At 70.8% G+C, this 25,923-nt stretch carries 20 protein-coding genes; 12 read left to right on the top strand and 8 right to left on the bottom strand.

Annotated elements, in window-relative coordinates; translation table 11 throughout:
* Positions 1 to 40 precede the first annotated feature (40 nt).
* The gene (locus ACZ7EG_RS18510) at positions 41 to 1,087 is read right to left on the bottom strand and encodes a WD40/YVTN/BNR-like repeat-containing protein (RefSeq protein WP_471079408.1); all 1,047 of its coding nucleotides are present in this window, start codon (positions 1,085 to 1,087) and stop codon (positions 41 to 43) included.
* 304 nt (positions 1,088 to 1,391) lie between these two features.
* Here ACZ7EG_RS18510 and ssgD point away from each other — a divergent pair, with 304 nt between their 5' ends.
* Positions 1,392 to 1,808: a spore wall synthesis regulator SsgD gene (ssgD, locus tag ACZ7EG_RS18505; RefSeq protein ID WP_362036720.1), complete on the top strand. Its 417-nt coding sequence runs from the start codon at positions 1,392 to 1,394 to the stop codon at positions 1,806 to 1,808.
* A gap of 112 nt (positions 1,809 to 1,920) precedes the next feature.
* Here ssgD and ACZ7EG_RS18500 read toward each other — a convergent pair whose 3' ends face one another.
* Positions 1,921 to 2,571 carry a GOLPH3/VPS74 family protein gene (locus ACZ7EG_RS18500; protein WP_471079405.1) on the bottom strand — a complete coding sequence of 217 codons (651 nt, stop codon included), beginning with the start codon at positions 2,569 to 2,571 and terminating at the stop codon, positions 1,921 to 1,923.
* A 309-nt stretch (positions 2,572 to 2,880) separates the two neighbouring features.
* Here ACZ7EG_RS18500 and ACZ7EG_RS18495 point away from each other — a divergent pair, with 309 nt between their 5' ends.
* The 4 genes from ACZ7EG_RS18495 to ACZ7EG_RS18480 all read left to right on the top strand — a co-directional run bounded on the left by ACZ7EG_RS18495 (position 2,881) and on the right by ACZ7EG_RS18480 (position 9,365).
* The gene (locus tag ACZ7EG_RS18495) at positions 2,881 to 4,560 is read left to right on the top strand and encodes an ABC-F family ATP-binding cassette domain-containing protein (protein ID WP_471079402.1); all 1,680 of its coding nucleotides are present in this window, start codon (positions 2,881 to 2,883) and stop codon (positions 4,558 to 4,560) included.
* 10 nt (positions 4,561 to 4,570) lie between these two features.
* Complete coding sequence (locus ACZ7EG_RS18490; protein ID WP_471079399.1) at positions 4,571 to 6,847, top strand: ATP-binding cassette domain-containing protein; 2,277 nt, start codon at positions 4,571 to 4,573, stop codon at positions 6,845 to 6,847.
* Between the two features lie 573 nt (positions 6,848 to 7,420).
* Positions 7,421 to 8,197 carry a dimethylargininase gene (gene ddaH, locus ACZ7EG_RS18485; RefSeq protein WP_471079396.1) on the top strand — a complete coding sequence of 259 codons (777 nt, stop codon included), beginning with the start codon at positions 7,421 to 7,423 and terminating at the stop codon, positions 8,195 to 8,197.
* A 190-nt stretch (positions 8,198 to 8,387) separates the two neighbouring features.
* Positions 8,388 to 9,365, top strand: a complete 978-nt coding sequence (locus tag ACZ7EG_RS18480; protein ID WP_471079393.1) for an acyl-ACP desaturase — start codon at positions 8,388 to 8,390, stop codon at positions 9,363 to 9,365.
* 108 nt (positions 9,366 to 9,473) lie between these two features.
* Here ACZ7EG_RS18480 and ACZ7EG_RS18475 read toward each other — a convergent pair whose 3' ends face one another.
* Complete coding sequence (locus ACZ7EG_RS18475) at positions 9,474 to 9,719, bottom strand: WhiB family transcriptional regulator (protein ID WP_471079390.1); 246 nt, start codon at positions 9,717 to 9,719, stop codon at positions 9,474 to 9,476.
* Between the two features lie 221 nt (positions 9,720 to 9,940).
* Here ACZ7EG_RS18475 and ACZ7EG_RS18470 point away from each other — a divergent pair, with 221 nt between their 5' ends.
* Complete coding sequence (locus ACZ7EG_RS18470) at positions 9,941 to 10,726, top strand: VOC family protein (RefSeq protein ID WP_471079387.1); 786 nt, start codon at positions 9,941 to 9,943, stop codon at positions 10,724 to 10,726.
* Positions 10,727 to 10,772: 46 nt separating this feature from the next.
* Here the strand turns inward: ACZ7EG_RS18470 and ACZ7EG_RS18465 are convergent, their stop codons facing one another.
* Positions 10,773 to 11,810 carry a LacI family DNA-binding transcriptional regulator gene (locus ACZ7EG_RS18465; RefSeq protein ID WP_471079384.1) on the bottom strand — a complete coding sequence of 346 codons (1,038 nt, stop codon included), beginning with the start codon at positions 11,808 to 11,810 and terminating at the stop codon, positions 10,773 to 10,775.
* Between the two features lie 92 nt (positions 11,811 to 11,902).
* Complete coding sequence (locus ACZ7EG_RS18460; RefSeq protein ID WP_471079381.1) at positions 11,903 to 12,877, bottom strand: multicopper oxidase domain-containing protein; 975 nt, start codon at positions 12,875 to 12,877, stop codon at positions 11,903 to 11,905.
* Between the two features lie 189 nt (positions 12,878 to 13,066).
* Between ACZ7EG_RS18460 and ACZ7EG_RS18455 the strand changes: the two genes are divergently transcribed.
* Positions 13,067 to 15,547 (top strand): ThuA domain-containing protein, encoded by a 2,481-nt coding sequence (locus tag ACZ7EG_RS18455; protein ID WP_471079377.1) that lies wholly within the window; start codon positions 13,067 to 13,069, stop codon positions 15,545 to 15,547.
* 44 nt (positions 15,548 to 15,591) lie between these two features.
* On the top strand, positions 15,592 to 17,736 hold the full coding sequence (locus tag ACZ7EG_RS18450) for an OmpL47-type beta-barrel domain-containing protein (RefSeq protein ID WP_471080385.1): 2,145 nt from the start codon (positions 15,592 to 15,594) through the stop codon (positions 17,734 to 17,736).
* Here ACZ7EG_RS18450 and ligD read toward each other — a convergent pair.
* On the bottom strand, positions 17,723 to 18,754 hold the full coding sequence (ligD, locus tag ACZ7EG_RS18445; RefSeq protein WP_471079374.1) for a non-homologous end-joining DNA ligase: 1,032 nt from the start codon (positions 18,752 to 18,754) through the stop codon (positions 17,723 to 17,725). The two genes, ACZ7EG_RS18450 and ligD, sit on opposite strands and share 14 nt — an antisense overlap.
* A 74-nt stretch (positions 18,755 to 18,828) precedes the next feature.
* On the opposite strand from ligD, the gene ACZ7EG_RS18440 reads away from it, so the two are divergent.
* Positions 18,829 to 19,893, top strand: coding sequence for an ATP-dependent DNA ligase (locus tag ACZ7EG_RS18440; RefSeq protein ID WP_471079370.1), 1,065 nt, complete (start codon positions 18,829 to 18,831; stop codon positions 19,891 to 19,893).
* A gap of 39 nt (positions 19,894 to 19,932) precedes the next feature.
* Here ACZ7EG_RS18440 and ACZ7EG_RS18435 read toward each other — a convergent pair whose 3' ends face one another.
* The gene (locus ACZ7EG_RS18435) at positions 19,933 to 20,583 is read right to left on the bottom strand and encodes a TetR/AcrR family transcriptional regulator (protein ID WP_471079367.1); all 651 of its coding nucleotides are present in this window, start codon (positions 20,581 to 20,583) and stop codon (positions 19,933 to 19,935) included.
* Positions 20,584 to 20,659: 76 nt separating this feature from the next.
* A complete protein-coding gene (locus tag ACZ7EG_RS18430) occupies positions 20,660 to 21,487 on the bottom strand; it encodes an SAM-dependent methyltransferase (protein WP_471079364.1) in 828 nt (275 codons plus the stop codon).
* Between the two features lie 484 nt (positions 21,488 to 21,971).
* Between ACZ7EG_RS18430 and ACZ7EG_RS18425 the strand changes: the two genes are divergently transcribed.
* The 3 genes from ACZ7EG_RS18425 (at position 21,972) to ACZ7EG_RS18415 (ending at position 25,923) form a co-directional block, all read left to right on the top strand.
* Positions 21,972 to 23,078 carry a ricin-type beta-trefoil lectin domain protein gene (locus tag ACZ7EG_RS18425; protein ID WP_471079361.1) on the top strand — a complete coding sequence of 369 codons (1,107 nt, stop codon included), beginning with the start codon at positions 21,972 to 21,974 and terminating at the stop codon, positions 23,076 to 23,078.
* 386 nt (positions 23,079 to 23,464) lie between these two features.
* On the top strand, positions 23,465 to 24,580 hold the full coding sequence (locus ACZ7EG_RS18420) for a LacI family DNA-binding transcriptional regulator (RefSeq protein ID WP_471079358.1): 1,116 nt from the start codon (positions 23,465 to 23,467) through the stop codon (positions 24,578 to 24,580).
* 89 nt (positions 24,581 to 24,669) lie between these two features.
* On the top strand, positions 24,670 to 25,923 hold the full coding sequence (locus ACZ7EG_RS18415; protein WP_471079355.1) for a sugar ABC transporter substrate-binding protein: 1,254 nt from the start codon (positions 24,670 to 24,672) through the stop codon (positions 25,921 to 25,923).

Raw genomic sequence — 25,923 nt, 5'->3', positions numbered from 1 at the left:
CGAGTACCCACCCTGCCAACGAACCCGACATGCCGCATGCTCAGTGCTCCAGGCGGGCAACCCGGCCCTTCTCGCCGGCGGCCCAGCAGCCGTGGTCCGGGGTGCAGTCGACGGTGTCGTAGGAGCCCGTGTCCACGGTCCGCCAGGTCCGGCCGGCGTCCGTGGTGAGGTCGGTGCCCGTGGGGCCGACGGCCAGGGCGGCGGTGCGGCTGTGCGGGAGCCAGGCGACGCCGGAGCGGTAGGCGGGCGGGGGTGTGGCGGCAGGGCGCCAGGTGCGGCCGCTGTCGGAGGAGCGCGCGGCGGCGCTCGGTGAGGTCTGGTCGGGGCGGAAGTCGCCGCCGACGGCGAGGCCGTGGGTGCGGTCGCGGAAGGCGAGCGCGAAGACGCCCCGGGCGGGGTCGCCCGCCGGGAGGGGCGAGTCGGTGGCCGTCCAGGTGCGTCCGCGGTCGGAGGAGTGCAGGACCCGCGCGCGTGCCGCCCCGCCGGTGGCCAGCCAGACGTCCCTCGTCCCGGACGTCACCAGGCACTGGCCGCTCGCCGCGAACCCGGCCTCGCCCTCCTGCGCGGCCGGCATCCCCCGGTCCGGCAGCACCTTCCAGGTACGGCCGCCGTCGCCGGTCGACAGGATGCGGAACTTCCCGTCCACCGGGTCGCTCATCGCCAGGCCGTGACGGCGGTCGAAGAAGGCGAGGCAGTCGTAGAACGCCTTGGGGTCGGGGTTGCGGAAGGACTCCGTCCAGGTCGCTCCGCCGTCGTCGGTGCGGTAGACCCGGGACGCCTCGCCCTCGCCGATGGCCAGCACCACGGCCCGGCGGGCGTCGAACGCCTCGACGTCCCGGAACTGCAACTCCCCCGCGCCGGGCGGCGACACGTTCCGCCAGCTCTCCCCGCCGTCGGTGGTGCGCAGCACGGTGCCGCCGGTGCCGGCGGCCCAGGCGGTGCTCCGGCTGACGGCGGCGAGGCCCCGGAAGCGTGCCTGCGGGGTGCCGGTGTCCTTGAGTTCCCAGTGCGGCGGCCGGTGCTCAGGCCCCTGCGCCTGCGCCGGTACGGCGGTCAGGGCCGCCAGTGCCGCCGCGCAGGCCGCCATCGCGGTCGTCCTGCCCCGTGTCCGTCCCGTCCGTCGCGTGCTCCCCATGCGCCTCATGGCGGGGGAAGCTAGCCCACCGCCCGGGAGCCGTCCAGATGGCCTCGCGGGTACCACGGGCGGTGCGGTGGGCGCCACAAGTGCCCTTGTAGGCACACAAGGAGAGCCACGTCACTCTGGTGCATGAACGCGGTGACAGAGGTCACTCGCATTTCGTGTGCACGGATTGGCTGATTCCGTCGTCTCTTCCAGTGCCCGGCTCATCCGCCCGGAAGTGTCCGTCCAGCCGTCACAAGGGAGCAAGGCGTTGTCCATCGTCATCGAGCAGCCCGTGGAGGCCCGCCTCGTCGCCGCCGCGCCGCGTATGCCGAGCATTCCCGCGACGCTGCACTACGACCGGCGTGATCCTTTCGCGGTCCGCATGACCTTCCCCGCCCCGGCCACGCTGGAGGGCGTCGAGGTCTGCTGGACCTTCTCCCGCGAGCTGCTCACCGCGGGCCAGAAGAGCGCCGAGGGGCACGGCGACGTGCGCGTGCGCCCCTACGGCTACGACCGCACGGTGCTGGAGTTCCATGCTCCCGAGGGCACGGCCGTGGTCCATGTCCGCTCCAGCGAGATCCGCCGGTTCCTGGAGGCCACGAGCGAACTCGTGCCGGTCGGTCTGGAGCACCTCCAACTGGACCTGGACCACGGTCTCGCCGAGCTGATGCGAGACGCCTGCTGAGCTGACGGGCTTGCGCCGGGAGCACCTCCCGCCGCCGACGGACGACACTCCGTCGACACCCGAGCGCCGCCTGTTCCGTCGCGGCTGACCGTCCCGCCACCGTGCGGGGGGATCATCCTCGGGCTGCTGCCGGATCCGGTGACCTCCCCGCGGTCACCGCCCGGCTCACCTCGCGGACGATACTCCCCAGGCCGGGCGTCGCCGCTCCGGCCCGTTCGGTCAGTTCCCGGGTGCGCTGTCCGGGAGCGCTTTCGCCGAAGAGGTCCGCAGCGGCGGCGAGCACGGCGACCGCCGCGTCGCGATCGGAGATGGCGGCGGGCAACGGCCCACGAAGGACCTGCCGGGTCTCCTCCCGCAGCGCGGCCACGACGGTCGCACGTTCCAGCGCGTACTCCACGGACGGGAACACCCCGAGCACCCGGCGCTTCTCCGCCCGCAGGTACCCCTCGGCCACCAGCTGCTCCCGCACGGCGTCGGAGGTCACCCGCGCCCGCAGCGTCACCCAGGTCCGCCAGGGGTGCGGGCACGACTCGCGGACGAGGTCCAGCAGCCCGTCGAGGACCGGATCACCCGCCCTCGCGTCCAGGTCCACCGGCGTGGCGATACCGTCCGCGTCGGTCAGCAGCCCGCGCTGGGCCAGCTCGACGAGGGCACCGGCGCGCACCAGGTCGGGGCGCAGGGCGGCGCGGCCGGCCGCAGGCCGTGCGGCGTCCCAGGCCAGCAGAGAGAGCCGGGCCGGCAGCGAGAGCGGGCCGTGCGGCACGGGAGGCCTCCTCGGAGCAGAAAGATCGAGTCGCACGTTAATGCGTTGACAGCCCCACAGGGCCTTCGTACGGTGTACAACGTCCTGTTGCCGCCGATTGGAGAAGGACGTTGCTCGTCTGAGGTCCTGAGACACCGCGTCACATCCCTCTGTGGTGTGCGCTGCGTGCGACCTCGGCGTTCGAGCCGTCCTCCCGGTGCAGGGCATTTTTCATGTCCGTGATGTGCCCATGGAGCCTCCTCCCCTGGTCGCAGGTGTCTCGACACGCGTTTGCCCCTGACCGCTTCAAGCAACCGCGAGTGAGGCCCCATGTCCACTTCCATCACCGTCACGTCCCTTGCGTTCACCTGGCCCGACAGCAGTCCCGTCTTCGAGGGCCTGGACGTCGCGTTCGGGCCCGGCCGGACCGGTCTGGTCGGCGTCAACGGGTCGGGAAAATCAACCCTGTTGAAGCTGATCGCCGGTGAACTCGCACCGGCCGACGGCACCGTCCGCGTGGCCGGCGAGGTCGGCTACCTCCCGCAGAACGTCACGCTCGACACCACCTTGCGTGTCGACGAGGCTCTCGGCGTCGCCGCACAGCGCGCCGCCCTGCACGCCATCGAGTCCGGCGACGTCTCCGAGGCGCATTTCGAGACCGTCGGCGACGACTGGGACGTCGAGGAGCGCGCCCTCGCCACGCTCGGCGAACTCGGCCTGGGTCACGTCGAACTGGACCGCACCGTCGGCGAGGTGTCCGGCGGCGAGTCCGTCCTGCTGCGCCTTGCCGCACTGCTGCTGCGCCGGCCGGACGTGCTGCTGCTGGACGAACCGACCAACAACCTCGACCTGTACGCCCGCAGGCGGCTGTACGCGGCCGTCCAGTCCTGGCCGGGCGTGATGGTCGTCGTCAGCCACGACCGCGAACTGCTGGACCTCGTCGACCAGATCGCCGATCTGCGCCGGGTGAATCCGGCGGCGCGCAGCGCCTCGGCCGAGGGTGGCGGTGCGAGACGGGTGGTCGAGATCACCTGGTACGGCGGCAACTACTCGGCCTACGAGGAGGCACTGGAGATCGAACAGGAGGCGGCGGAGCGCATGGTGCGCGTCGCCGAGTCCGACTTCCGCAAGCAGAAGCGCGAACTGGCCGACGCCCAGGTCAAACTGGCCCGCCGCAAGCGGTACGGGCAGAAGATGTGGGACAGCAAGCGCGAGCCGAAGATCGTCATGGGGGCGCGCAAGCGTGCGGCGCAGGAGTCCGCGGGCAAGCACCGCATCATGCACGAGGAGAAGCTCGCCGAGGCCCGGGAGCGGCTCGACGAGGCGGTGGAGGCCGTACGGGACGACGACGAGATCCGCGTCGACCTGCCGTACACGGCCGTCCCGCCGGGGCGGACCGTGCTCACCCTCCAGGATCTCGGGCTCCGGTACGGCGCCCGGGTGAAGGGCGGTTTCGAGCTGCGCGGGCCGGAGCGGGTCGCGTTGGTCGGGCGCAACGGCGCGGGCAAGACCACGCTGCTGCGTACGATCACCGGGGAGCTCGCCCCGGAATCGGGCGAGGTGCGGACGCACGTCCCGCTGCGGTTCCTGCCGCAACGGCTCGACGTCCTCGACGGGGAGCTGTCCGTCGCCGAGAACGTGGCCCGGTTCGCTCCGGGCGCCACCAACAACCGGGTCCGGGCGCGGCTGGCGCGCTTCCTGTTCCGGGGCGCCCGCGCCGACCAGAAGGCGGCGACCCTGTCCGGCGGCGAACGCTTCCGGGCAGCACTGGCCGCGCTGATGCTGGCCGAGCCCGCACCGCAGCTGCTCATGCTGGACGAGCCGACCAACAACCTCGACATGGCGAGCGTCCGGCAGCTCACCACGGCCCTGGAGTCGTACGAGGGAGCGCTGGTCGTGGCCAGCCACGACCTGCCGTTCCTGGAGTCGATCGGCATCACGCGCTGGCTGCTGCTGGAGGGAGGAGAACTCAGGGAAATCACGCCAGACGCTGTCGGGATTTCCTCCTAGCGTCGGTGGCATGACCGACTTCGCGCACGATGCCATCACCCTGACCGGAGCCCGCGAGAACAACCTCAAGGACGTCACCCTTCGCATCCCGAAAGGCCGGCTGACGGTGTTCACCGGCGTTTCGGGCTCGGGGAAGTCGTCCGTCGTCTTCGACACGATCGCGGTGGAGTCGCAGCGCCAGCTCAACGAGACCTACCCCTGGTTCGTCCGCAACCGGCTGCCCAAGTTCGAGCGGCCGCGCGCGGACGGCCTGGAGGACCTCACCCCCGCGATCGTGGTCGATCAGCGGCAGGTCGGCGGGCACTCCCGGTCGACCGTCGGCACCATGACGGACGTGTACTCGGTGATCAGGGTGCTGTTCTCCCGGCACGGCACGCCGAGCGCCGGACCGGCGACGGCGTACTCGTTCAACGACCCGTCGGGCATGTGCCCCGAGTGCGACGGCCTCGGCCGGACGGTGCGACCCGACTGGGACCGCATCCTCGACCCGGGCCGCTCCCTCGCGGACGGGGCGGTCCGCTTCCCGCCGTTCGCCGCCGGCACCTGGCAGGGGCAGGCGTACACCAACAGCACCGACCTCGACCCGCACAAGCCGGTGGGGCGGTTCACCGCCGCGGAACGCGAGTTCCTGATGCGCGGGCGGCCGGGCAGCAAGGTCACCGTCAACGGCAGCGGCGGCACCTGGACCACGGAGTACGAGGGGCTGGCCGTCCGCTTCGAGCGGCTGTACCTGAAGCGGGACCTGTCGGCCATGAGCCAGAAGACCCGGGACCTGGTCCGCGCGTACCTGGCGGAGGGGGCCTGCCCGGTCTGCCATGGGGCACGTCTGAACGCCGCGGCGCTCGCGACCCGCGTCAACGGCCGGACGATCGCCGACTGCACCCGCATGCAGGTCACGGATCTGATCACCGTACTGAAGGAGATCGACGACCCGGTGGCCCGGCCGGTCGCCTCGGCCGCCGTGACCGCGCTGGAGCGCATCGAGGCGATCGGCCTCGGCTATCTGAGCCTCGACCGGGAGACCGCCACGCTCAGCGGCGGGGAGGGGCAGCGGCTGAAGACGGTGCGGCACCTGGGCTCCAGCCTGACCGGCATGACGTACATCTTCGACGAGCCGAGCGTCGGGCTGCACCCGCGGGACGTGGGCCGTCTCGGCGACCTGCTGCTGCGGCTGCGCGACAAGGGCAACACCGTGCTGGTCGTCGAACACGACCCGGACGTCATCGCACTGGCCGATCACGTCGTCGACATGGGGCCGGGCGCCGGGGCCGGGGGCGGCAGGGTGGTGTTCGAGGGAACGCCGGAGGACCTGGCGGCGTCCGACACGCTCACCGGGCGGTGCCTGCGCCGCCGTACGGCGGTCAAGAGCGAGGTGCGGGAGCCCGTCGGCGAGCTGTGGGTCAAGGGCGCCGGCCGGCACAACCTGCGGGACGTCACCGTACGGTTCCCGGCCGGTGTGCTCACGGCGGTGACCGGGGTCGCCGGGTCCGGGAAGAGCACCCTGGCCGGGGAGTTCACCGCGGCGCACGACGAAGCCGTGGTCGTCGACCAGTCGTCGATCGGCATCTCCGGCCGGTCCACCCCGGCGACCTACCTGGGGATCATGGACACGGTCCGCAAGATCTTCGCCCGCGAGACGGGGACCGAAGCAGGTCTCTTCAGCTTCAACTCCGGCGGGGCCTGCGGCACCTGCGAGGGCCGGGGCCTCATCTACACCGACCTGGCCTTCATGGACCCGGTGACGACGAGCTGCCACACCTGCGAGGGGCGGCGCTTCAAGGAGGAGGTGCTCCGGCTGACCGTACGGGGCAGTTCCATCGCGGACGTCCTGGAGATGACGGCCGAGCAGGCGCTCGGCTTCTTCGACGACCCGGGCGTACGGCGGCGGCTGCGCGCCCTGCGGGACGTCGGCCTGACGTATCTGACGCTCGGACAGCCACTCTCCACCCTCTCCGGGGGCGAGCGGCAGCGCATCAAGCTGGCCACGCGGTTGCACCGTACCGGGGCGGTCTACGTGCTCGACGAACCGACGACCGGCCTGCACATGGCGGACGTGGAGGGGCTCGTCGCCCTGCTGGACCGGCTGGTGGACTCGGGCAACACGGTCGTCGTGGTCGAGCACAACCTGGATGTGATCGCCCGGGCGGACTGGGTGATCGACCTCGGCCCGGGCGGCGGCCGGGACGGCGGCGAGATCGTCTTCGAGGGGACGCCCCGGCGGCTGCTGGAGGCCGAGGGTTCGTTCACCGGGGAGCATCTGCGGCGGGCGGTGCGGCACCGCCGGTGAGCCGGAGCCACACCGACGTCAACGCGCGGCCCGGCTGATCGAGTGCCCGCGTACGGACGAGCAGGGGGAGACCGCCGCCGCGGTGACGCCGGCGCAGCGGCGAGGGCTGGAGGAGGCCGGGCCGGTGAGCTGAGCCGAGGAACCCGGCCGGGGCGCCGGGCGGGCGGGAGCCGGGGGCCGGGGCGGTGGGCTGTGCCGAGGAACTCGGTTGGAGCGCCGGGCGGGCGGGAGCCGGGGAGGCCGCCTCGGTGAGCTGAGCCGAGGGACCCGGCCGGGGCGCCGGGCGGGCGGGAGCCGGGGAGGCCGCCTCGGTGAGCTGAGCCGAGGGACCCGGCCGGGGCGCCGGGCGGGCGGGAGCCGGGGGCCGGGGCGGTGGGCTGAGTTGGAGGGGGCGATCGTCGGGTACCCGGTGGGCGGTGGCTCGGCCCCTCCACCCGCTCCGCCCCTCCCCGGGGCTGTCCTCGCCCTCGTCCGCCCTGCATGATGGTCGGCCGACGCCCGATGGGTCCCGGTCGATCCCGGGCGCTCCGTCGGTGCGGTCCCGACCGTCCCATCCGATACGGAGTCACGCTCGTGCCCAGCAAGAAGGCCCTCGTCCGCCGCCCCAGCCCGCGTCTCGCCGAAGGGCTGGTGACGCACATCGAGCGGGAGAAGGTCGACGCCGACCTCGCCGTCGAGCAGTGGGAGGCGTACGTGGAGGCCCTGCGCACGCACGGCTGGGAGACCATCGAGGTGGACCCGGCCGACGACTGCCCCGACTCGGTGTTCGTCGAGGACACGGTCGTGATGTACAAGAACGTGGCCCTGATCGCGCGCCCGGGCGCCGACTCCCGGCGGGAGGAGACCGCCGGGGTGGAGGAGGCCGTGGCCGGTCTGGGCTGCTCGGTGAACTGGATCTGGGAGCCGGCCACCCTGGAGGGCGGAGACGTCCTGAAGATCGGCGACACGGTCTACGTGGGCCGGGGCGGCCGTACCAACGCCGCCGGCGTCCGGCAGCTGCGCGCCGCGTTCGAGCCGCTCGGCGCGCGGGTCGTCTCCGCGCCGGTGAACAAGGTGCTGCACCTGAAGTCGGCGGTCACGGCGCTGCCCGACGGCACGGTCATCGGGCACATCCCGAAGATGGACGCGCCGTCGCTGTTCGCGCGCTTCCTGCCGGTCCCGGAGGAGGCGGGGTCGCACGTGGTCCTGCTCGGCGGTGACAAGCTGCTGATGGCGGCGAGCGCGCCGAAGACCGCCGAGCTGTTCGCCGACCTCGGGTACGAACCGGTCGTCGTGGACATCAGCGAGTTCGAGAAGCTCGAAGGATGTGTGACGTGCCTCTCGGTGCGGCTGCGGGAGCTGTACGTCTGAGCGGCCCGCGTATCCCTGGTCCGGCCCCTCGACCTGCGGGTCCGGGGAGTTGACGCATCACCGGGCGACCCTGCTGCTCAGCGGCCTTTACAGCACACTTAACCTACGGCATCGTAACCTACGGATACGTAGCCTACGATGCCGTAGGTTTACTGCTCATCGCTCGTACGCTTGTCCCCCTGGAGAGTCCATGACGATCACCACTCCCCACCTCGGCAGCCCGGCCGGCGCCTGGACCGACGCTCAGCTGCTGTACGCCCTGGAGGAAGTGGTCGAGAAGGAACTCAACCGGCATCTGAAGGTCGCCAAGGACTGGATGCCGCACGAGTACGTGCCGTGGACCGACGGCCGCAACTTCCCCGGTGTCTTCGAGGACGGCGAGGCCTGGGAGAAGGAGCAGTCCAAGGTCACCGAGATCGGACGCATCGCGCTCGTCGTCAACCTTCTCACCGAGGACAACCTGCCCAGCTACCACCACGAGATCGCCTCGCTGTTCGGCCGCGACGGCGCCTGGGGCACCTGGGTGCACCGCTGGACCGCGGAGGAGGGCCGGCACGGCATCGTGATGCGTGACTACCTGCTCACCTCGCGCGCGGTGGACCCGGACAAGCTGGAGGAGTTCCGGATGTCCCACATGAGCGAGGGCTTCGAGTCGGACAACCGGCACTCGATGCTGCACTCGGTCGCCTACGTGGCCTTCCAGGAGCTCGCGACCCGCGTCTCGCACCGCAACACCGGCCACCAGTCCGGGGACCCGGTCTGCGACCGCATGCTGGCGCGCATCGCCACCGACGAGAACCTGCACATGGTCTTCTACCGGAACCTGCTGAAGGCGGCCTTCGAGCTGGCGCCCGATCTGACGATGATGGCGGTGCGCGACGTCATCGTGAACTTCCGGATGCCCGGCCACGGCATGCCCGGCTTCGAGCGGGCCGCCGCGCAGATGGCGATCGGCGAGATCTACAACATGCGCATCCACCACGACGACGTGCTCCAGCCGGTGCTGCGCTTCCTGAAGATCATGGAGATCGACGGTCTGGGCCCCGAGGGCCGCAAGGCGCAGGAGGAGCTCGGGCTGTTCATGGGCGGTCTGGACTCCGAGGCGTCGAAGTTCGACGAGAGGCTGGCCGCCCGCAAGGCGCGCATGGCCGCCCGGGCCGGCGCCTGACGCCGACCCGCCCGTACGGCCACGAGGCCCCGGCCGCCACGAGCGGCCGGGGCCTCGTGCGCTACCGGCGACGGACAGCGCGGGGCCGGGAACCCGGCCCCGCGGCGGCTACCGCGGCACCCGCCGCAGCTGCAGCCGCTCCTTCTCCGAAAGGCCGCCCCAGACGCCGAAGCGCTCGTCGTGGTCCAGCGCGTACGCCAGGCAGGCCGCCCGGATCGGGCACATACCGCAGATCCGCTTCGCCTCCCGCACCGAACTGCCCGGCTCGGGGAAGAAGAAGTCCGCCCCCGTCTGCGCGCACAATGCCTCGTGCTGCCATTCGAGTTCGGGTGAGGTGATGGTGTCGATGTGCATGACCGAGAGCGTCGCGGGCGGCGAAAAACGTTCGATCAACGCGGGATCAACAGCGCGTTCACCCCTCCCGGCCCTCGATGATGGCCCGCCGGACAGAAGGACGCACGGCGGCGCGCGCACACGCGGGGGGCCACGCCAGGCGGCGCTCCGGCGGCGGTCGTCACCGGGCGGTGCGAGACTCGGCAGTGCAGACGACGGGCCCCTGCGCGAGGAGGGCGACGATGCTCACCACCCGTTATGTCACCGGCGCTCCGAACTGGATCGATCTCGGCACCCCCGACATCGACGGCGCCGCCGCCTTCTACGGCGGACTGTTCGGCTGGCGGTTCCAGCCGGGCGGCCCGGAGGTCGGAGGGTACGGCCTGTTCCAGCTCGGCGGCAGGACGGCCGCCGGGGGCATGCAGACCACGCCGGAGCAGGGCCCGCCGTCCTGGACGGTGTACTTTCAGGCGCCGGACGCGGACGCCACGGCGCGGGCGGCCGAGCAGGCACACGGTGCGGTGACGGTGCAGCCGATGGACGTCCAGGACCTGGGCCGGATGGCGATCCTCGCCGACCAGGCCGGGGTGCCCTTCGGGCTGTGGCAGCCGGGCCGCAACAAGGGTCTGGAGGTCGTCCAGGAGCACGGCTCGCTGTGCTGGGTCGAGCTGTACACGGCGGACGTCCCGGCCGCGGCGGCCTTCTACCACTCCGTGCTGGGTCTGGAGACCTTCGGCGCCGACTTCGCCGGCGGCGCGTACACCGCGTTCACTCCCGCCGGACTGGGCGAGGACGCCATGTTCGGCGGTGTCGTACCCCTGGCCGACGACCCGGCGGAGAACGAGGCGTACTGGCTGCCGTACTTCGAGGTCGCCGACACGGACGCCGTCGTCGCCAGGGCCGAGGAGCTGGGCGGCACGGTCCGCCTCCCGGCCACGGACCTGCCGTCCGTCGGCCGCCTCGCCAAACTCACCGACCCCTACGGCGCCCGCTTCGCGGTGGTCCGCAGCGAGCCGCAGCAGGGCTGAGGCCGACCGGGGCACGCCGTCCGGACCCTTCCCGGCGGCGCGGGCGCTAGGCCGACCCGCGCCGCACCAGCGTCGTCGGCAGCACCACGCTCGACGGGGGCGCTCCGACGCCCTCCCGCGGGGCGTCCCGGTCGAGGCCGCGCAGCAGCAGGCGGGCCATCAGGCGGCCCATCTCCTCGATGTCCTGACGGACCGTCGTGAGCGGGGGGTCGGTCTGTTCCGCGACGGGCCGCATGTCGTCGAAGCCGATCACGGCCACGTCGTCGGGGACGCGGCGGCCGGAGGCGCGCAGGACGCGCAGCGCGCCGGAGGCCATGAGGTCGTTGGCGGCGAACACCGCGTCCACGTCCGGGCAGCGCTCAAGGAGCTCGCGCATCGCCCGTTCGCCGCCGGCCGGGGTGAAGTCGGCCTCGGCGATCAGCCGCGGGTCGGCGTCCACCATGACGTCCCGGTAGCCGTCGAGGCGGTCCGCGGCGGAGGTCTGGTCGAGGGCGCCGGTGATGTGCGCGATCCGGGTGCGGCCGAGCCCTGCCAGGTGCCGCACGGCGTCACGGGCGCCGCCTCGGTTGTCGCTGTCGACGTAGACCACGTCGCGCCGGTCGCCGCCCCAGCCGGGCCGGCCGCCGAAGACGGTGGGGACACCGGCCCGCTGGATCAGCTCCGGCAGCGGGTCGTCCAGGTGCAGGGAGAACACGAGGGCCCCGTCGACGTGCCCGCCGGCGAGGTAGCGGCCGACCCGGGCGTGGTCGTCCCGGCCCTCGGTCAGCAGCAGCACGAGCTGGTTGTCGTGGGCGGTGAGCTCCTTGCTGATGCCGCGCAGCTGGAGCGCGAAGAACGGGTCGGCGAAGACCCGGGTCTCCGGTTCGGCGACGACGACCGCGATCGCGTCGTGGCGTCGGGTGACCAGGGAGCGGGCGGCCTGGTTGGGCACGTACCCGAGCTCGTCGACGGCCTTGCGGACCCGCTCCACGAGGACGTCCCGTACCCCGTCCCCGCCGTTGACCACGCGGGACACGGTGGCCCGCGAGACACCGGCCCGGGCGGCCACGGCCTCCAGGGTGGGACGCGGCGCTGTGTCGGTCACTTCGGGCTCCTCACCTGCGGGTGCGGATCAGGATAGCCCTGGGACGCAGCGCGGTGAGAGCGCTCTCGTGCGCTCGGGGGAGCGACCGCCCGTCAGTGCTCGTGGCCGCCGGGCGGTTCCTGACCGTGGTCGTGCGGCTCGTACCCCGGAATGGTCCCATCCGGCTTCTTCACCAGGAACAGTCCGACCATCCCCATGTCGGAGTGGCTCTGGACGTGGCAGTGGTACATCCAGGCGCCCGCGCCGACCCCCTCCCCCGCGATCACCTGGAAGCCGAAGGAGTCGGCCGGTCCCGTGATCTTGTTGTCGATGACCTGGCTGGGGTCCTCGGGACCGGTCAGCATGCCCGTGCGGTTGTCCGCCCAGCGATGACCGTGCATGTGGAACGTGTGGTAGAACTCGCCGTGCGTGATCACGACGAACTCGACGCGATCGCCCACCGTGGCCTCGAAGTTCGGACCCGAGTGCGGCGGCTTGTTGTTGATCCGCATGTCGTTGAAGACGACGGTGTGCGTGCGATCGGGCAGGACGTCGCCCTTGCGGCGGACGACGACCGGGCCGAAGAGGCCCTTCTGCAGCCCCACGGTGCCGTGTTCCGTGCCGACGACGTGGTCGTGGTAGTGCCAGTAGCCCGCGCTGCCCGAGCGCCAGGTGCCGTCCTTGCGGCGGCCGGGGGCATGAGTGCGCCAGGTGTAGGTGCGGGTGCCGCCCGGCTCGACGTGGCTGCGGTTCAGTTTCGTGCCGTCGCTGGTGATCTCGTAGTCCAGGCCGTGGACGTGCAGGCTCACCCCGACGTCCATGGTGTTCTCGAACTCGACGTGCAGCGTGTCGCCTTCGTTGAGTTCGATCAGCGGCCCCGGAATGCTCGCCTTGCCCTTCTCCAGGCCGTAGCCCATCTGCCCGTCGGGGAGCTTCTCGGCGAAGAGCTTGATGCGCTTCACCTCGCCCCCGGCAGGAGCCGTCTTCGCGGGCCCGACGGCGCTCACGGCCTCCGGCGCCACGGACAGCGACGTCGCGACGGCCGCGCCACCCAGCAGGACCCGCCGGTTGAAGCTGCGTCTGTCCATGCGGAACTCCCCACCCTGGTAAGGCATTTACGGAGGCGTACCTGTGATGAACCTGTGAGACGGTACCGGCCGCACACCCGTTTATCCACACTCAAGACAAAGTTGGCGCCATACCGGTCATAGGTATTGGCGAGACATGCAAAGGGGTTTAGCTTCCTTGGCGGTGTTGCTGTGACCGAGGAGGTGCCCATGCACTTACGAGGGTTGAGCAAGTCAAGACGCGTCTGGGCGGCGTCCGTCGCCGCCGGGGTCGTGACCGCCGGGCTGCTGTCGGGCCCGGCCGCGAACGCGCGCCCTTTTCCCGAACCCCCGCTGACAACGATGTCGATCAAGTCGCCGCCGGGCGGCGCGAACGTACGGGTGCTGATCTTCCACGGTTCCGCGGCGGCCGGGGAGGAGTCGCCGGTCGTGAACGCCGGGATCGAGGCCATTGAGGACATCGGCCTGTCGGGCCCGGCGAACCGCCGCTTCCAGGTGCAGGCCACCGGTGACGCCTCGGTGTTCACGGACGAGACGAGGCTCGGCCGCTTCAACGCGATCGTGTTCCTGACCGGCGGGGGCGATGTCCTCGACGCGGAGCAGGAGGCGGGTCTGGAGGCCTACATGGAGGCCGGCGGCGGATTCGTCGGCATTCATGACGCGGCGCGCGCGGAGCCGTACTCGGACTGGTTCACCGGCCTGGTGGGCGCCCGTCCCGCCGCGTCGAGCCCGACGGCCGTGCAGCGGGCGACCGTCGAGGTCGGTGACCGCACGCACCCCGCCACCAAGGGCCTGCCGGTGCAGTGGAAGCGCCCGGACCAGTGGCTGAACTGGGTGAAGAACCCCTCGGGCGACGTGCACACGGTGGCCCGCGTCCGGGAGTCGACGTACCGGCCGGGCACGGGTTCCAACGGCTGGGACCATCCGGTCAGCTGGTGCCGTGACTACGACGGCGGCCGTTCCTTCTACACCGGCATGGGCGGGACGGTGTCGTCGTACGACGAGGCCGACTTCCGCGACCATCTGCGCGGCGCGCTGATGTGGACGACCCGGCTTGAGCAGGCCGACTGCAAGGCCACCATCAACGCCCACTACGCGGCGGAGCGGCTGACCAAGCCCAACCAGCCGGGACTGAACGACCAGATCGGCGAGCCGCACGGGATGGTCACCGCGCCCGACGGCCGGGTCTTCTACATCGGCCGGGGCGGCGCGGACTCCTCACAGCCCGTGATCACCGACTGGAACAACCCCGGCATCGGCAAGGGCAAGGGCGAGATCCACGTCTACGACCCGAAGACCAAGCAGGTCAGCCTGGCCGGGGCGCTCACCGTCTTCGGCAACAAGGGCGGCGGCGACGAGCTGGTCAAGGTCGAGGAGGGGCTGCTCGGCATCGAGCTGGACCCCGGGTTCGCGCAGAACGGCTGGGTGTATCTGCACTACACGCCGCACGAGCGGATCAACCGCGAGACGCGGATGGCGGAGCGGCGAGTCTCCCGGTTCACGCTCGACCGGACCACGAACAAGCTGGACCTCGCCAGTGAGAAGGTCCTGCTGAAGTGGCCGGTGCAGATCCACAGTTGCTGTCACGCGGGCGGCGGGATGGCCTGGGACTCCAAGGGCAACCTGTACATCGCCACCGGCGACAACAACTCCAGTGGCTTCAGCTCCGGTTACTCGGGCAACAACCCGGAGCCGAACTACAAGGGCGTCTCCTTCGCGGACGCGCGCCGCACCGCGGGCAACACCAACAACCTCAACGGCAAGATCCTGCGCATCCACCCGGAGCCGGACGGGACGTACACGCTCCCCCAGGGCAATCTCTTCACCGGGAAGGAGACCGACGAGGGCGGCGGCAAGACCCGCGGCGAGATCTATGTGATGGGCGTACGCAACCCGGCGCGCATCTCCGTCGACAAGTCGACCGACGTGCTCTACGCGGGCTGGGTCGGCCCGGACGCGAGTGCGCCCTCGACGACCTGGGGCCCGGCGAAGTACGACACCTTCGCCGCCATCACCGAGGCGGGCAACCGCGGCTGGCCGTACTGCATGGGCAACAAGCAGCCCTACCGGGACCGCAATCTGCCGGACCCGTCCAAGCCGCTGGGCTGGTACGACTGCGACCACCCGAAGAACGAGTCGCCGAACAACGACGGCCTGGTCAATCTGCCGCCGGTGACCGGCAGCAACATCTGGTACTCACCCTCGGGCGGCGGCCCGGACTACCCGCGGGACGCGAACGGCGTCCCGTCGTACAAGCCGGCGGAGGCCACGTACAGGTTGCCCTGGCTGAAGGGCGGCGGGCAGGCCGCGATGAACGGGCCGGTCTACCGCTACGGCACGGTCGCGGCCGACAGCACCGTGAAGTGGCCGGCGTACTGGGACGGCAAGTGGTTCGTCGGTGACTTCTACGACGCCGACCAGCCGCGCAACGCGGTGCTCATGGACCCGAAGACGCAAGGAGACGGCGGTCTGCCGGTGCACGCGGAGTCGCTGAAGAAGATCGTGCCGGTCGGCAACGACGGCATCAGGAACCTGATGGACTGGAAGTTCGGTCCGGACGGCGCGCTGTACGTCCTCGACTACGGGCGCGGCTTCTTCACCTCGGACTCCAAGTCGGCGCTGTGGCGGGTCACCTACAAGGGCGGCGGGCCCACTCCGGCCGTCGGCCAGCTGGCGAGGGGGACCGAGTGATCCGGCACCGAAGAGTCTGGGCCGCCCTGCTGGCCGCCCTGCTGATGATGCTCGGCGTGCAGGCGCTGCCCGCCGCCGGGCAGCCCGGGAAGGAGGCCGCCGACCAGGTGCTCACCTGGACGGCCGGCAACGACATCGACAAGTACCTCTCGGCGCCGAAGACGGCGGTCGCCGGCGCGGCCACGATCGTCTTCGAGAACAGCGCGGCCACCGGCAACACCACGGGCATGCCGCACACGCTGACGTTCGTGACCAGCGACCCCGAGTTCAACAGCGACGTGCAGCTCAACATCCTGGCGAACCCGAACGATGCCCAGGGCGGCAAGCACACCGCCCAGGTCACGCTCACGCCCGGCCGGTACTTCTACCACTGCACGATCCCCGGCCACGGCCAGATGCAGGGCATCCTCACGGTGACCGAGGGCACCGGCGAGGACACCACGGCGCCCGAGGCGTCGGCGCACGTCAGCGGCACGCAGAACACGCAGGGTTCGTACGTCGGTTCGGCGAGCCTGGCACTGCACGCCACCGACGAGGGCGGCTCGGGCGTCGACCGGATCGAGTACGCGGTCGGCGACGCGGGTGCCTGGCAGCCGTACACCGCGCCGGTGGTCGTCGACCAGGTCGGCAGCCACAAGGTCCGCTACCGGGCGTTCGACAAGGCGGGGAACGTCTCCGCGGAGAAGAGCGTCCAGTTCACGGTCGTCGCGCCGCAGTCGGACGACACCACCGCGCCGCAGACCTCGGCGACGGTGAGCGGTGAGCGCGACGCCGACGGGGCGTTCATCGACATGGCGACGGTCACCGTCTCGGCCTCCGACACGGGGTCGGGGGTCAACACGATCGAGTACGCGGTCGGTTCGGGCGCCTGGCAGCCGTACACCGCACCCGTGATGGTGCACCAGGTGGGTGAGCACACCGTCCGCTACCGGGCCACCGACAAGGCGGGCAATGTGGCGGCGGAGAAGAGCGTGCGGTTCACGGTCGTCGCGGCGCCGCCCGAGGACACCACTCCGCCGGTGACGGGCGTGAGCGTGGAGGGCACGAAGAACTCCGCGGGGGCGTACGTCAACAGCGCCCGGGTGACCGTCACGGCGACCGACGCGCACGGTTCGGGCGTCGAGAGGATCGAGTACTCGCTCGACGGCGGGCCCTACCTCGCGTACACGGCACCGGTGGTGGTCGACCGGGCGGGCGCGCACACCGTGGCGTACCGGGCGACGGACAAGGCCGGGAACACCGCGGCGGCCCGCACGGTGACCTTCACGGTCGTCTCCGGTCAGGTCCCGGCGCCGAACTGCCCGGAGTACGACGAGCGGTTGACGGTGATCGTGGGTACGGTCGACTCCGGGGTGCGCAACCGGGTCACCGACAACCGCTGCCGGATCGGCGAGCTGATCGAGGACGAGAAGGAGTGGACGTCCCAGGCACTGTTCCTCAAGCACGTGAACTCCGTCCTGGACACGCTGCTCGGACAAGGCGTGATCGACGAGCGGGAGTCCAAGGCGATCCGGAAGGCGGCCCGCGCGTCGGGCATCGGCAAGCCGGGGCAGACCGAGGGTTACCGCTCGCTCTTCGACGGCACCGCGGAGTCCCTCGCCAAGTGGCAGCAGGTGGGCGGTGGTTCGTTCGGGCTGAACCCGGACGGGACGATCACCTCCAGCACCACGACGCCCGGGATGGGCATGCTGTGGTTCCCGCAGCGCAAGTACGGCGACTTCTCGCTGAAGCTGCAGTGGCGTGACGACGCCCCGGGGGCGGGCAACGCCAACTCCGGTGTGTTCGTGCGCTTCCCGTGGGTCCACGACCACCCCGAGGAGTCGCGCCCGGAGTGGGTCGCCATCAAGTACGGGCACGAGGTGCAGGTGCTCGACCGGCCCGACGGCGACATGTACAAGACGGGATCGGTCTACGGGTTCGACCGCGTCGGTCTCGCCGGTGCCGGCGTGACGCAGAAGGGCACCTGGAACGACTACGAGATCCGCGTGGAAGGCCAGCACTACTCGGTGTTCCGCAACGGTGTGCTGATCAACGAGTTCGACAACACCGGCGGTCAGGAGTTCAGCCCGCCCCGGTCGGACGACCCGGGCACGGACGGGCGGCGGTTCGCCTCCGGCTACATCGGGCTCCAGGTGCACGGCACGACGGACGTGGTCTCGTACCGCGACATCCGGATCAAGGAGCTGTAGGGGGCTCCTTCTCCTTGCGGGCCCTGCTCGGCTGTACCCGTCTGGGCTCCCCCGGCATCTTCGGATACTCGGGCGGGTACGGCAGATCGCCCAGTCCGTGATCGTGTTCGTCGCGGCGGGCCAGGTCGAGCAGGGCTTCCAGCGAGTAGCGCTTGTCGTCCATGTCCGCGTGCACGTCGCCGAGTTCGGCGAAGCGCGCGGGCATGGTCGCGAGGTCGAAGTCCCGGGGGTGCGCGATGCCGACCTCGTCCCAGCGCAGGGGTGCGGAGACGGGGGCGTGCGGGCGGGGGCGTACGGAGTAGGCGGAGGCGATCGTGCGGTCGCGGGCCGTCTGGTTGTAGTCCAGGAAGATGCGCTCGCCGCGCTCCTCCTTCCACCACTTGATGGTGACGTGCTCCGGCATCCGCCGTTCCATCTCCCGGCCGACGGCGATGGCGGCGCGCCGGACCTGGGTGAAGGTCCAGCGCGCTTCGATGGGCACGAACACGTGCAGGCCGCGGCCGCCCGAAGTCTTGGGGAAGCCGCGCAGTCCGCCGAACTCGTCGAGCACCTGCCGCAGTTCGTGGGCGGCGCGGGCGGCGTCGTCGTAGTCGGTGCCGGGCTGCGGGTCGAGGTCGATGCGGAGCTCGTCCGGGTGGTCGACGTCGTCGCGGCGTACCGGCCAGGGGTGAAAGGTGAGGGTGCCGAACTGGGCGGCCCACACCACCGCTCCCGCCTCGGTGGGGCACATCTCGTCGGCGCTGCGGCCGCTGGGGAAGGTGATGTGCGCGGTCGGGATCCAGTCGGGCATGTTCTTCGGCGCCCGCTTCTGGAAGAAGTTCTCGCCGTTCACGCCTTCCGGGTAGCGCTCCAGGGTGGTCGGCCGGTCGCGCAGGGCGCGCAGGATGCCGGGACCGACGGCGATGTAGTAGCGCGCGAGGTCCAGCTTGGTGAAGCCGCGCTCCGGGAAGAACATCTTGTCCGGGCTGGACAGCCGTACGGTCCGGCCGTCCACCTCCAGTTCCACCGCGTCACCCATGCCCGCCACGGTAGGCGTAGCCCGCACACCTCGCATATCGGGCGGCTCGGGGAACAGCAGAGCAGAATCGATCCATGGACCTGCCGGTGATGCCCCCTGTCCTGCCGATGCTCGCCAAGTCGGTGGCGGCGATCCCCGCGGGCATGCAGTACGAGGCGAAGTGGGACGGCTTCCGGGCGATCGTGTTCCGCGACGGGGACGAGGTCGAGCTGGGCAGCCGCACCGGAAAGCCTCTGACCAGGTACTTCCCCGAGCTCGTCACCGCCGTGCGGGAGCGGTTGCCCGAGCGGTGCGTGGTGGACGGGGAGATCGTGATCGCGCGGGAGGGGCACCTGGACTTCGACGCGCTGACGGAGCGGATCCATCCGGCGGACTCGCGGGTGCGGACGCTGGCGGAGCGGACCCCGGCGTCGCTCGTCGTGTTCGACGTGCTGGCGCTGGGCGACGAGTCGCTGATGGACGCGCCGCTGACCGAGCGGCGGGAGCGGCTGACCGCCGAGCTGTCCGGGGTGCGGGCGCCGGTGCACCTGGCCCCGGCGACCACCGACATCGAGGTGGCGCGGCAGTGGTTCCAGGAGTACGAGGGAGCCGGGCTCGACGGTGTCATCGCCAAGCCGCCGGCCGTGCGCTACCGGCCGGACGAACGCGCCATGTTCAAGATCAAACACGAGCGGACGGCGGACGTCGTGGTCGCCGGGTACCGCCTGCACAAGAGCGGCCCGGTCGTGGGTTCACTGCTGCTCGGCCTGTACGACGAGCGGGGCACCCTCCAGCACGTGGGGGTGTCCGCCGCCTTCACGATGAAGCGGCGCGCCGAGCTCGTGGAGGAGCTGGAGCCGCTGCGCCTGGACGACGTGGCAGGGCATCCGTGGGCGGCCTGGTCCGAGGAGGCCGCTCACGAGAAGGCCCGGCTGCCGGGAGCGCCGAGCCGCTGGTCCGGCCGCAAGGACCTGTCGTGGGTGCCGCTCCGGCCGGACCGGGTGGCCGAGGTGGCGTACGACCACATGGAGAACGGGCAGCGCTTCCGGCACACTGCCCGTTTCCGCCGCTGGCGCCCGGACCGGACTCCCGAGAGCTGCACCTACGCGCAACTGGAGGAGCCGGTCCGCTACGACCTGGCGGAGATTCTCGGCGGATAGTGGTGCTTCGTTAAGTCGTGCGAGCCGAGCCAGTAGCCATCAGCTGTTCGGCGGACTTCCCGTAGCGAGGTCGCGCGGAACGGTCACCATCTCGACACGTCCACGAGCCAGCTCCACCGAGGAGGAAACCAAGGCCTGCAGGCACGACAGCTCAGCCTCGTCATCGGGATGGGTCAGGCGCTGCAGCACGAGCCCATCAAAGCCCGCGAGGAAGAACCTCGCGATCATGTCTGCCGACAGGGCCAGTTCCTGTCCAGTCCGCTCAGCCGCTTTCGCCACAAGCTCCGCGGTCACGCTCGTCACACCGAGGTTGTGCACCTCGAGAGCCTCACGGAGGTGGGGGGAACGGAGCGCGAACATGGTGAGCTCAGTCAGCAGTTGGTAGCTTTTCGACTGGTCACGCACGGTGCGCCACAGCGCGGAAGCCAGCACTGCGATGGTTTCCTCGAAGCCCGCATCGGTCGGCGCCGCCTGCCGCACCTGCTCCACCAGCTCCTGAGTGAGATGCTCGATGACCGCTCGATACAGGTCCTCCTTGGTACCGAAGGTGTAGTGCACGGTGGCCTGCGCCACCCCGAGTTCCGCCGCGATCGCACGGGTGCTTCCGGCAGCGACTCCGTCCCTCGCCATGAGGTCGATCGCTGCCTTGATCAGTTGGGGACGGCGCTCGGCCGCCGAGACATGCGCCATGGACGTATCTTAGCGACTTAATCGCTCGATGGAGTCACTCGAACAAGTCCAGTGTTCGCAGGTCGTCCCATCACGTCTAGGCTTTCCGGGCCAGTCCGGCGGCGATGAGATGTTCCCAGACCGTGAGCTCTCGTCTTGCGTCACCGTTCCACGGGTTGTCGGTCTCGTCGGGTCGCCACAGGGACGCGGGGACGATCCCGGGGTCGAGGATCTCCAGGCCCTCCAGCAGGGAGGCGATTTCCGCGTCCGTGCGCCACCGGCCGCGGCCGAACGTCTGCTGGAGGACCTTCTCGGCCTCCGCGGTCTCCGGGTTGTTGCCGGAGCGGAAGTGGCTGATGAAGAAGTGGCTTCCGGAGGGGACGTGGTCGCGCCAGTACCGGACGATGCCGGCCGGCTCCTCGTCATCGTTGACGTGGTGGAGGATGGCGCTGAGGATGACGGCGACGGGACGAGCGAAATCGATGATTTCGAGCGTGGCGGGGTGAGAGCGGACGTCTTCGGGGTTGCGCACATCGACCGCGATGACGCGGGTCCGGTCGTTGTCCTCCAGCAGTGCGCGGCCGTGGACCAGCACTTGGTCGTCGATGTCGACATAGACGACCCGGGACTCGGGAGCGTGCCGTTGCGCGACCTGGTGCACGTTGTCCGCGGTCGGCAGGCCACTGCCCAAGTCGATGAACTGCCGAATGCCGGTGGTCTTCGCGATCTCCCTGATCGCCCGGGTCAGGGCCGCGCGGTTGGCGAAGGCGATGGCCACCGAACCGGGCAGGTCGCGCTTGAACACATCGCCGATCTCACGGTCCACGGCGTAGTTGTCCTTGCCGCCGAGCAGGTAGTCGTAGACGCGGGCGATGCTGGGCTTGGCCGGGTCGATGGAGGAGCCTTCGTACGTCATGGCGGCCATTCTTCCCGGCAACGTCGCCTGCGGCCCTCGTTTCGCGTCCTCCAGCCGACCGGCCGGGCGGCCACCACCACTGACCCAGCACCGCCTGCGTGAAGGAACACCTCACCCACACCCCGATAGACATCGCATGTCTGATGGCGCGTAATACACAGCAAAAGTGCACCAAGCGGCTTGAACATCCCCGTCACATGGCACTTTCATCCCTGCACCATGGTTGACAGCCCAGGGCGTCGTGACCGACCTTCAAGCGTGGCCCTGCGTTTCCCCTGTTCCTTTCCGCACCAGCGATGTGCCCAAGTCGCCGTCGACCGACAAGCGCCGGTTACCGGCATCCGCAACTCGCGTGGCCGCGGCAGCCGTTGGAGGGGACGTATCCGGTGTCGTCGTGACGGCGCCCCACACGTACTCGCCCGGCTGGAGGCATCAACCACCGGACGGCTTCGCCCCGTTGACCGAGCAATCACTCGCAGAAGAGGACTCCTGCATGAGAATGCCTTGGCTGCTCTCCCTGATCACGCTTGTCGCCGTGGCGCTCGGGTTGACGGCGGCTGGAGTGGGCCCCGCCTCCGCCGCCTCGACCACGCCTTTGCGGGTCATGCCGTTGGGCGACTCGATCACCTGGGGAGTGGGAAGCAGTAAGGGCGACGGTTACCGGGGGCCGCTGTGGAACAAGCTCGCGGCAGACGGCCATCCGCTTGACTTCGTGGGCACGTTGCGGGGCGGTTCGATGTCCGACCCCGACAATGAAGGCCACTCCGGGTACAAGATCCACCAGATCGCCGCGCTCGCCGACGCCTCACTGACCCGATACCGGCCAAACGTCGTGACGCTGGAGATCGGCACCAACGACCTCAACGAGAGCTACCAGGTCTCCACCGCCACCGCCCGGCTGAGATCGCTGATCGACCGGATCACCGCCGCCGCCCCCGACGCAACCGTCCTCGTGGCTTCCCTGGTGGTGTCCACCAGCGGTTCGGAGGAGCAGTACCGTGGCGCGTACAACCAGGCCATCCCCCAGATCGTGAAGGACGCACAGGCCGCGGGCAAGCACGTCGCGTACGTGGACATGGGCGGCCTGACCACGGCCGACCTGGCCGACGCACTGCATCCCAACGACGCGGGGTACCAGAAGATGGCCGACGCCTTCCATCGCGGCATCCGGGCCGCGGACGGCGCCGGGTGGCTGAGGAACCCCGCCCCCAGCCCCACGCGCGTGTCCTCCGGCATCGCCGGCAAGTGCCTGGATGTCAACGGCGCCGGTACCGCTGACGGGACCGCCGTTCAGACCTGGGGCTGCGCCAACACCGCCAACCAGCTCTGGTCCGCCTACACCGACGGCACCCTGCGCTCCATGGGCAAGTGCCTCGACGCCGCCGGCTGGGGCACCGCGAACGGCACCAAGGTGCAGATCTGGGCCTGCAACGGCGGCTCCAACCAGAAGTGGCAGCCCTACAACGGTGGTTACCGCAACCCCGCCTCCGGCCGCTGCCTCGACGTGCCGGGCTCCTCCACGGCCGACGGCACGCAGCTCCAGTTGTGGGACTGCCACGGCGGCTCCAACCAGAAGTGGACGACTCTGGCCGCCGGATGACCCCGGGAGCATGAGAGCGGACGTCGCCGGCTGCGGCGCCCGACCTGGCTGAAGTGGACGATGGCCGTGCGAAGGCCGGGGCGCAGCGACGAGGATCTCCACGTCTCGCGCGACCCCGGCCCAGCGTGTGTTCCGGGAGACGAGAAGCACGGCTGAACGAAGTCTCGCCAGGGCAGCTGCTCGAGAGTCGCGGACATCTCAACCATCGGGCGGCGCCGCCCGGAACACCTGTTCAGGACCGGCGAACTCCTCGTACGGCAAGCCGGGTGCCGCTCGAGGTATTGCCCTCCCCACCCGGCGTACCTAGAGTCTTTTCCGCGTGTCGAATCGATTCGATCGGTGTGAGGGGACCGACGGATCCCGAGACGGGCCGGGTGGGGGTGGGGATGACCACGATCAAGGACGTCGCCGAGCGGGCAGGCGTCGCGCCGAGCACCGTCTCGTACGTACTGAGCGGGTCGCGCAAGATCTCCGATGAGACCCGGCGCGCGGTGCAGGTCGCGATCGACGAGCTCGGATACCACCCGCGTGCGAGTGCTCGTACGCTGCGCAGCGCGCGGACCCGGGTGCTCGCGCTGGCCACGCCGCGCGTGCCCGGGGCGTACCGGGCGATCGACGGGCGGTTCGCGATCGACGTCACCGACGCGGCCCGTGTGCACGGGTACGACGTGCTGCTGATGACGGACAGCGACGGCGTCGGGGGGCTGCGCCGGGTGGCCCGCAGCAGGCTCGCGGACGCAGCGGTGCTGATGGCGGTCGAGGACCGCGACCCACGTGTCGAGGTCCTGCGTGAACTGGGCTTTCCCGGGGCGCTGCTCGGTCACGACGATCACGCGGCGCTGCCCTGGACCGACCTGGACTGGGAGGCCGCCGTCGCCCTCGCCGTGCGCGAGACTGCCGCGGCCGGCCACCGGCGGATCCTCTTCCTCGCGTCGGCCGACCACGAGGTCGCCGCACGTCGTGGCTATGCCCTGCACGGCCTCGCCGGCGCCCGGCGCACGGCCGTCGAGAGTGGGGCCGATGTCCGCGTGATCCCGTCCCACCACGACCCGGACGTCCTCGCGCGGCGGCTGGGCGAGGCGCTGGCCGCGCGGCCGGCCCCGACCGCGCTGGTCGTCCAGCACCTGATCCTCCTCCCCCGCCTGCTGGACGTGGTGGCGGCGGCCGGGCTGCGGATCCCCCACGACCTGACCGTCGTGCTCGTCGGCAGTCTCCCGGACGAGCTGGGCATCCGGCATCTGCCGCGGATCGATCTGCCCGTCGCGGAGATGTCCACGGCCGTGGCCCGGCTCGCCATCGACGCGATCGGTCCCGGCCCCTCCGTCGACGCGATCGGTCCCGGCCCCTCCGTCGACGCGATCGGTCCCGGCCTCGACGACCGGTCATCGACTGCGCAGGAGCCCCTCGCGGCACGTGCCCCGAGCATGCCTTCCGGCACACCGCACCACGTGATCCAGCCGCGGATGGCCGGGCCCGCCGTCGCCCCGCCGTCGCCCGGCTGACCACCCGGACCGCCCGTACGGCACGGCCGGCGACTCCCCATCGCCGGACACCTGCATGTCCACAGCCGCACATGTAACGGAGGACCGCCTTGCCGTTGTCAGCAGGACGCATCAGAACAAGGCGCGGACGCGTTCCCGGGCTCGCCGCCGCCCTTGCCTGCGCCCTCGTCGCGCCAGGGCTGACCGGCTGTGCCGCGCAGCCCGACCCGGGCACCGTCACCGTGCTCAACTCGGCGACCGACACCGCCGAGCACAACGCCAACCAGCGGTTCTTCGACCGCTGCGGCAAGCCGCTCGGTTTGAAGGTCGAGCAGATCAGTGTGCCCGCCGACCAGATCGCCTCCAAGGCGCTCCGGATGGCGTCGTCCGACTCGCTCACCGACATCCTGGAGCTCGACGGCTCGGAGCTGCCCCAGTTCGCGCAGACCGAGGGGCTGCGGCCGCTCGACGAGGTCGGGGTCGACACCTCCGGCCTCTCCGGCAGCGCGAAGTCCCTCGGCTCGTACGACGGCACCCAGTACGGCATCGCCCGTTCCGTCAACTCCCTCGCGCTGATCTACAACACCGGGCTCCTCAAGGACGCGGGCATCGCCCCGCCCACGACCTGGGCGGAGTTACGGGCCGCCGCGAAGAAGCTGACTGCGGGTGACACGTACGGGATGGCCTTCAGCGCGAGCCCGAACGCGGACGGCGTCTACCAGTTCCTTCCGTTCTTCTGGTCCGCGGGCGGCGACGAGACCGAGATCGACAACGGCAAGGGCGAGGCCGCGCTCCGGCTCTGGAAGGACCTGGTGGCGGACGGTTCCGCCTCCAGGTCTGTCGTCAACTGGAACCAGCAGGACGTCAACGACCAGTTCGTCGCGGGCCGCGCCGCCATGATGATCAACGGGCCGTGGCAGGTGCCGGTCCTCAGCGCCCAGAAGAACGTGGACTGGGCGGTCGCGGGCATTCCGGTGCCCGAGGCGGGCAAGCCGGCGGTGCCGCCCATCGGCGGCACCGTCATGGCCGTACCGAAGAACGACGAGGACCCCGCCCGCGAGAAGAACGCCGGCAAGGTCCTGAACTGCCTCAACTCCGAGAAGCACCAGCTGGAGTGGGGCGAGTCGGTCAACAACGTGCCCACCCGCGCCCGGGCCGCACAGGCGTACGCGAAGCACAACCCGAAGCTCGCCGCCTTCGCCGAGCTCGTCAGCACCGCCCGCTCCCGTACCGCGAAGGTCGGCACCGGGTGGCCGGTCGTCGGCGACGCGCTCGCGGGCGCCTTCCAGTCCGTGCTGACGGGCCGGACCAGTCCCGAACAGGCCCTGCACCGGGCCCAGCAGCAGGCTTCGGCGGGGAAGTGA

It is taken from the genome of Streptomyces sp. NPDC037100 (assembly GCF_055606225.1).
This window is presented reverse-complemented; position numbering and strand designations above follow the sequence as displayed.

What these genes read in the sequence shown, in the direction of transcription:
- ligD (WP_471079374.1), bottom strand. Translation starts at nt 18,754, where the DNA reads ATGGGTGACGCGGTGGAACTGGAGGTGGACGGCCGGACCGTACGGCTG.
- ACZ7EG_RS18460 (WP_471079381.1), bottom strand. Translation starts at nt 12,877, where the DNA reads ATGGACAGACGCAGCTTCAACCGGCGGGTCCTGCTGGGTGGCGCGGCC.
- ACZ7EG_RS18510 (WP_471079408.1), bottom strand. Translation starts at nt 1,087, where the DNA reads ATGGCGGCCTGCGCGGCGGCACTGGCGGCCCTGACCGCCGTACCGGCG.
- ACZ7EG_RS18495 (WP_471079402.1), top strand. Translation starts at nt 2,881, where the DNA reads ATGTCCACTTCCATCACCGTCACGTCCCTTGCGTTCACCTGGCCCGAC.
- ACZ7EG_RS18455 (WP_471079377.1), top strand. Translation starts at nt 13,067, where the DNA reads ATGCACTTACGAGGGTTGAGCAAGTCAAGACGCGTCTGGGCGGCGTCC.
- ACZ7EG_RS18420 (WP_471079358.1), top strand. Translation starts at nt 23,465, where the DNA reads ATGACCACGATCAAGGACGTCGCCGAGCGGGCAGGCGTCGCGCCGAGC.
- ACZ7EG_RS18490 (WP_471079399.1), top strand. Translation starts at nt 4,571, where the DNA reads ATGACCGACTTCGCGCACGATGCCATCACCCTGACCGGAGCCCGCGAG.
- ACZ7EG_RS18470 (WP_471079387.1), top strand. Translation starts at nt 9,941, where the DNA reads ATGCTCACCACCCGTTATGTCACCGGCGCTCCGAACTGGATCGATCTC.
- ACZ7EG_RS18480 (WP_471079393.1), top strand. Translation starts at nt 8,388, where the DNA reads ATGACGATCACCACTCCCCACCTCGGCAGCCCGGCCGGCGCCTGGACC.
- ACZ7EG_RS18450 (WP_471080385.1), top strand. Translation starts at nt 15,592, where the DNA reads ATGATGCTCGGCGTGCAGGCGCTGCCCGCCGCCGGGCAGCCCGGGAAG.
- ACZ7EG_RS18440 (WP_471079370.1), top strand. Translation starts at nt 18,829, where the DNA reads ATGGACCTGCCGGTGATGCCCCCTGTCCTGCCGATGCTCGCCAAGTCG.
- ACZ7EG_RS18435 (WP_471079367.1), bottom strand. Translation starts at nt 20,583, where the DNA reads ATGGCGCATGTCTCGGCGGCCGAGCGCCGTCCCCAACTGATCAAGGCA.
- ACZ7EG_RS18425 (WP_471079361.1), top strand. Translation starts at nt 21,972, where the DNA reads ATGAGAATGCCTTGGCTGCTCTCCCTGATCACGCTTGTCGCCGTGGCG.
- ACZ7EG_RS18475 (WP_471079390.1), bottom strand. Translation starts at nt 9,719, where the DNA reads ATGCACATCGACACCATCACCTCACCCGAACTCGAATGGCAGCACGAG.
- ACZ7EG_RS18430 (WP_471079364.1), bottom strand. Translation starts at nt 21,487, where the DNA reads ATGGCCGCCATGACGTACGAAGGCTCCTCCATCGACCCGGCCAAGCCC.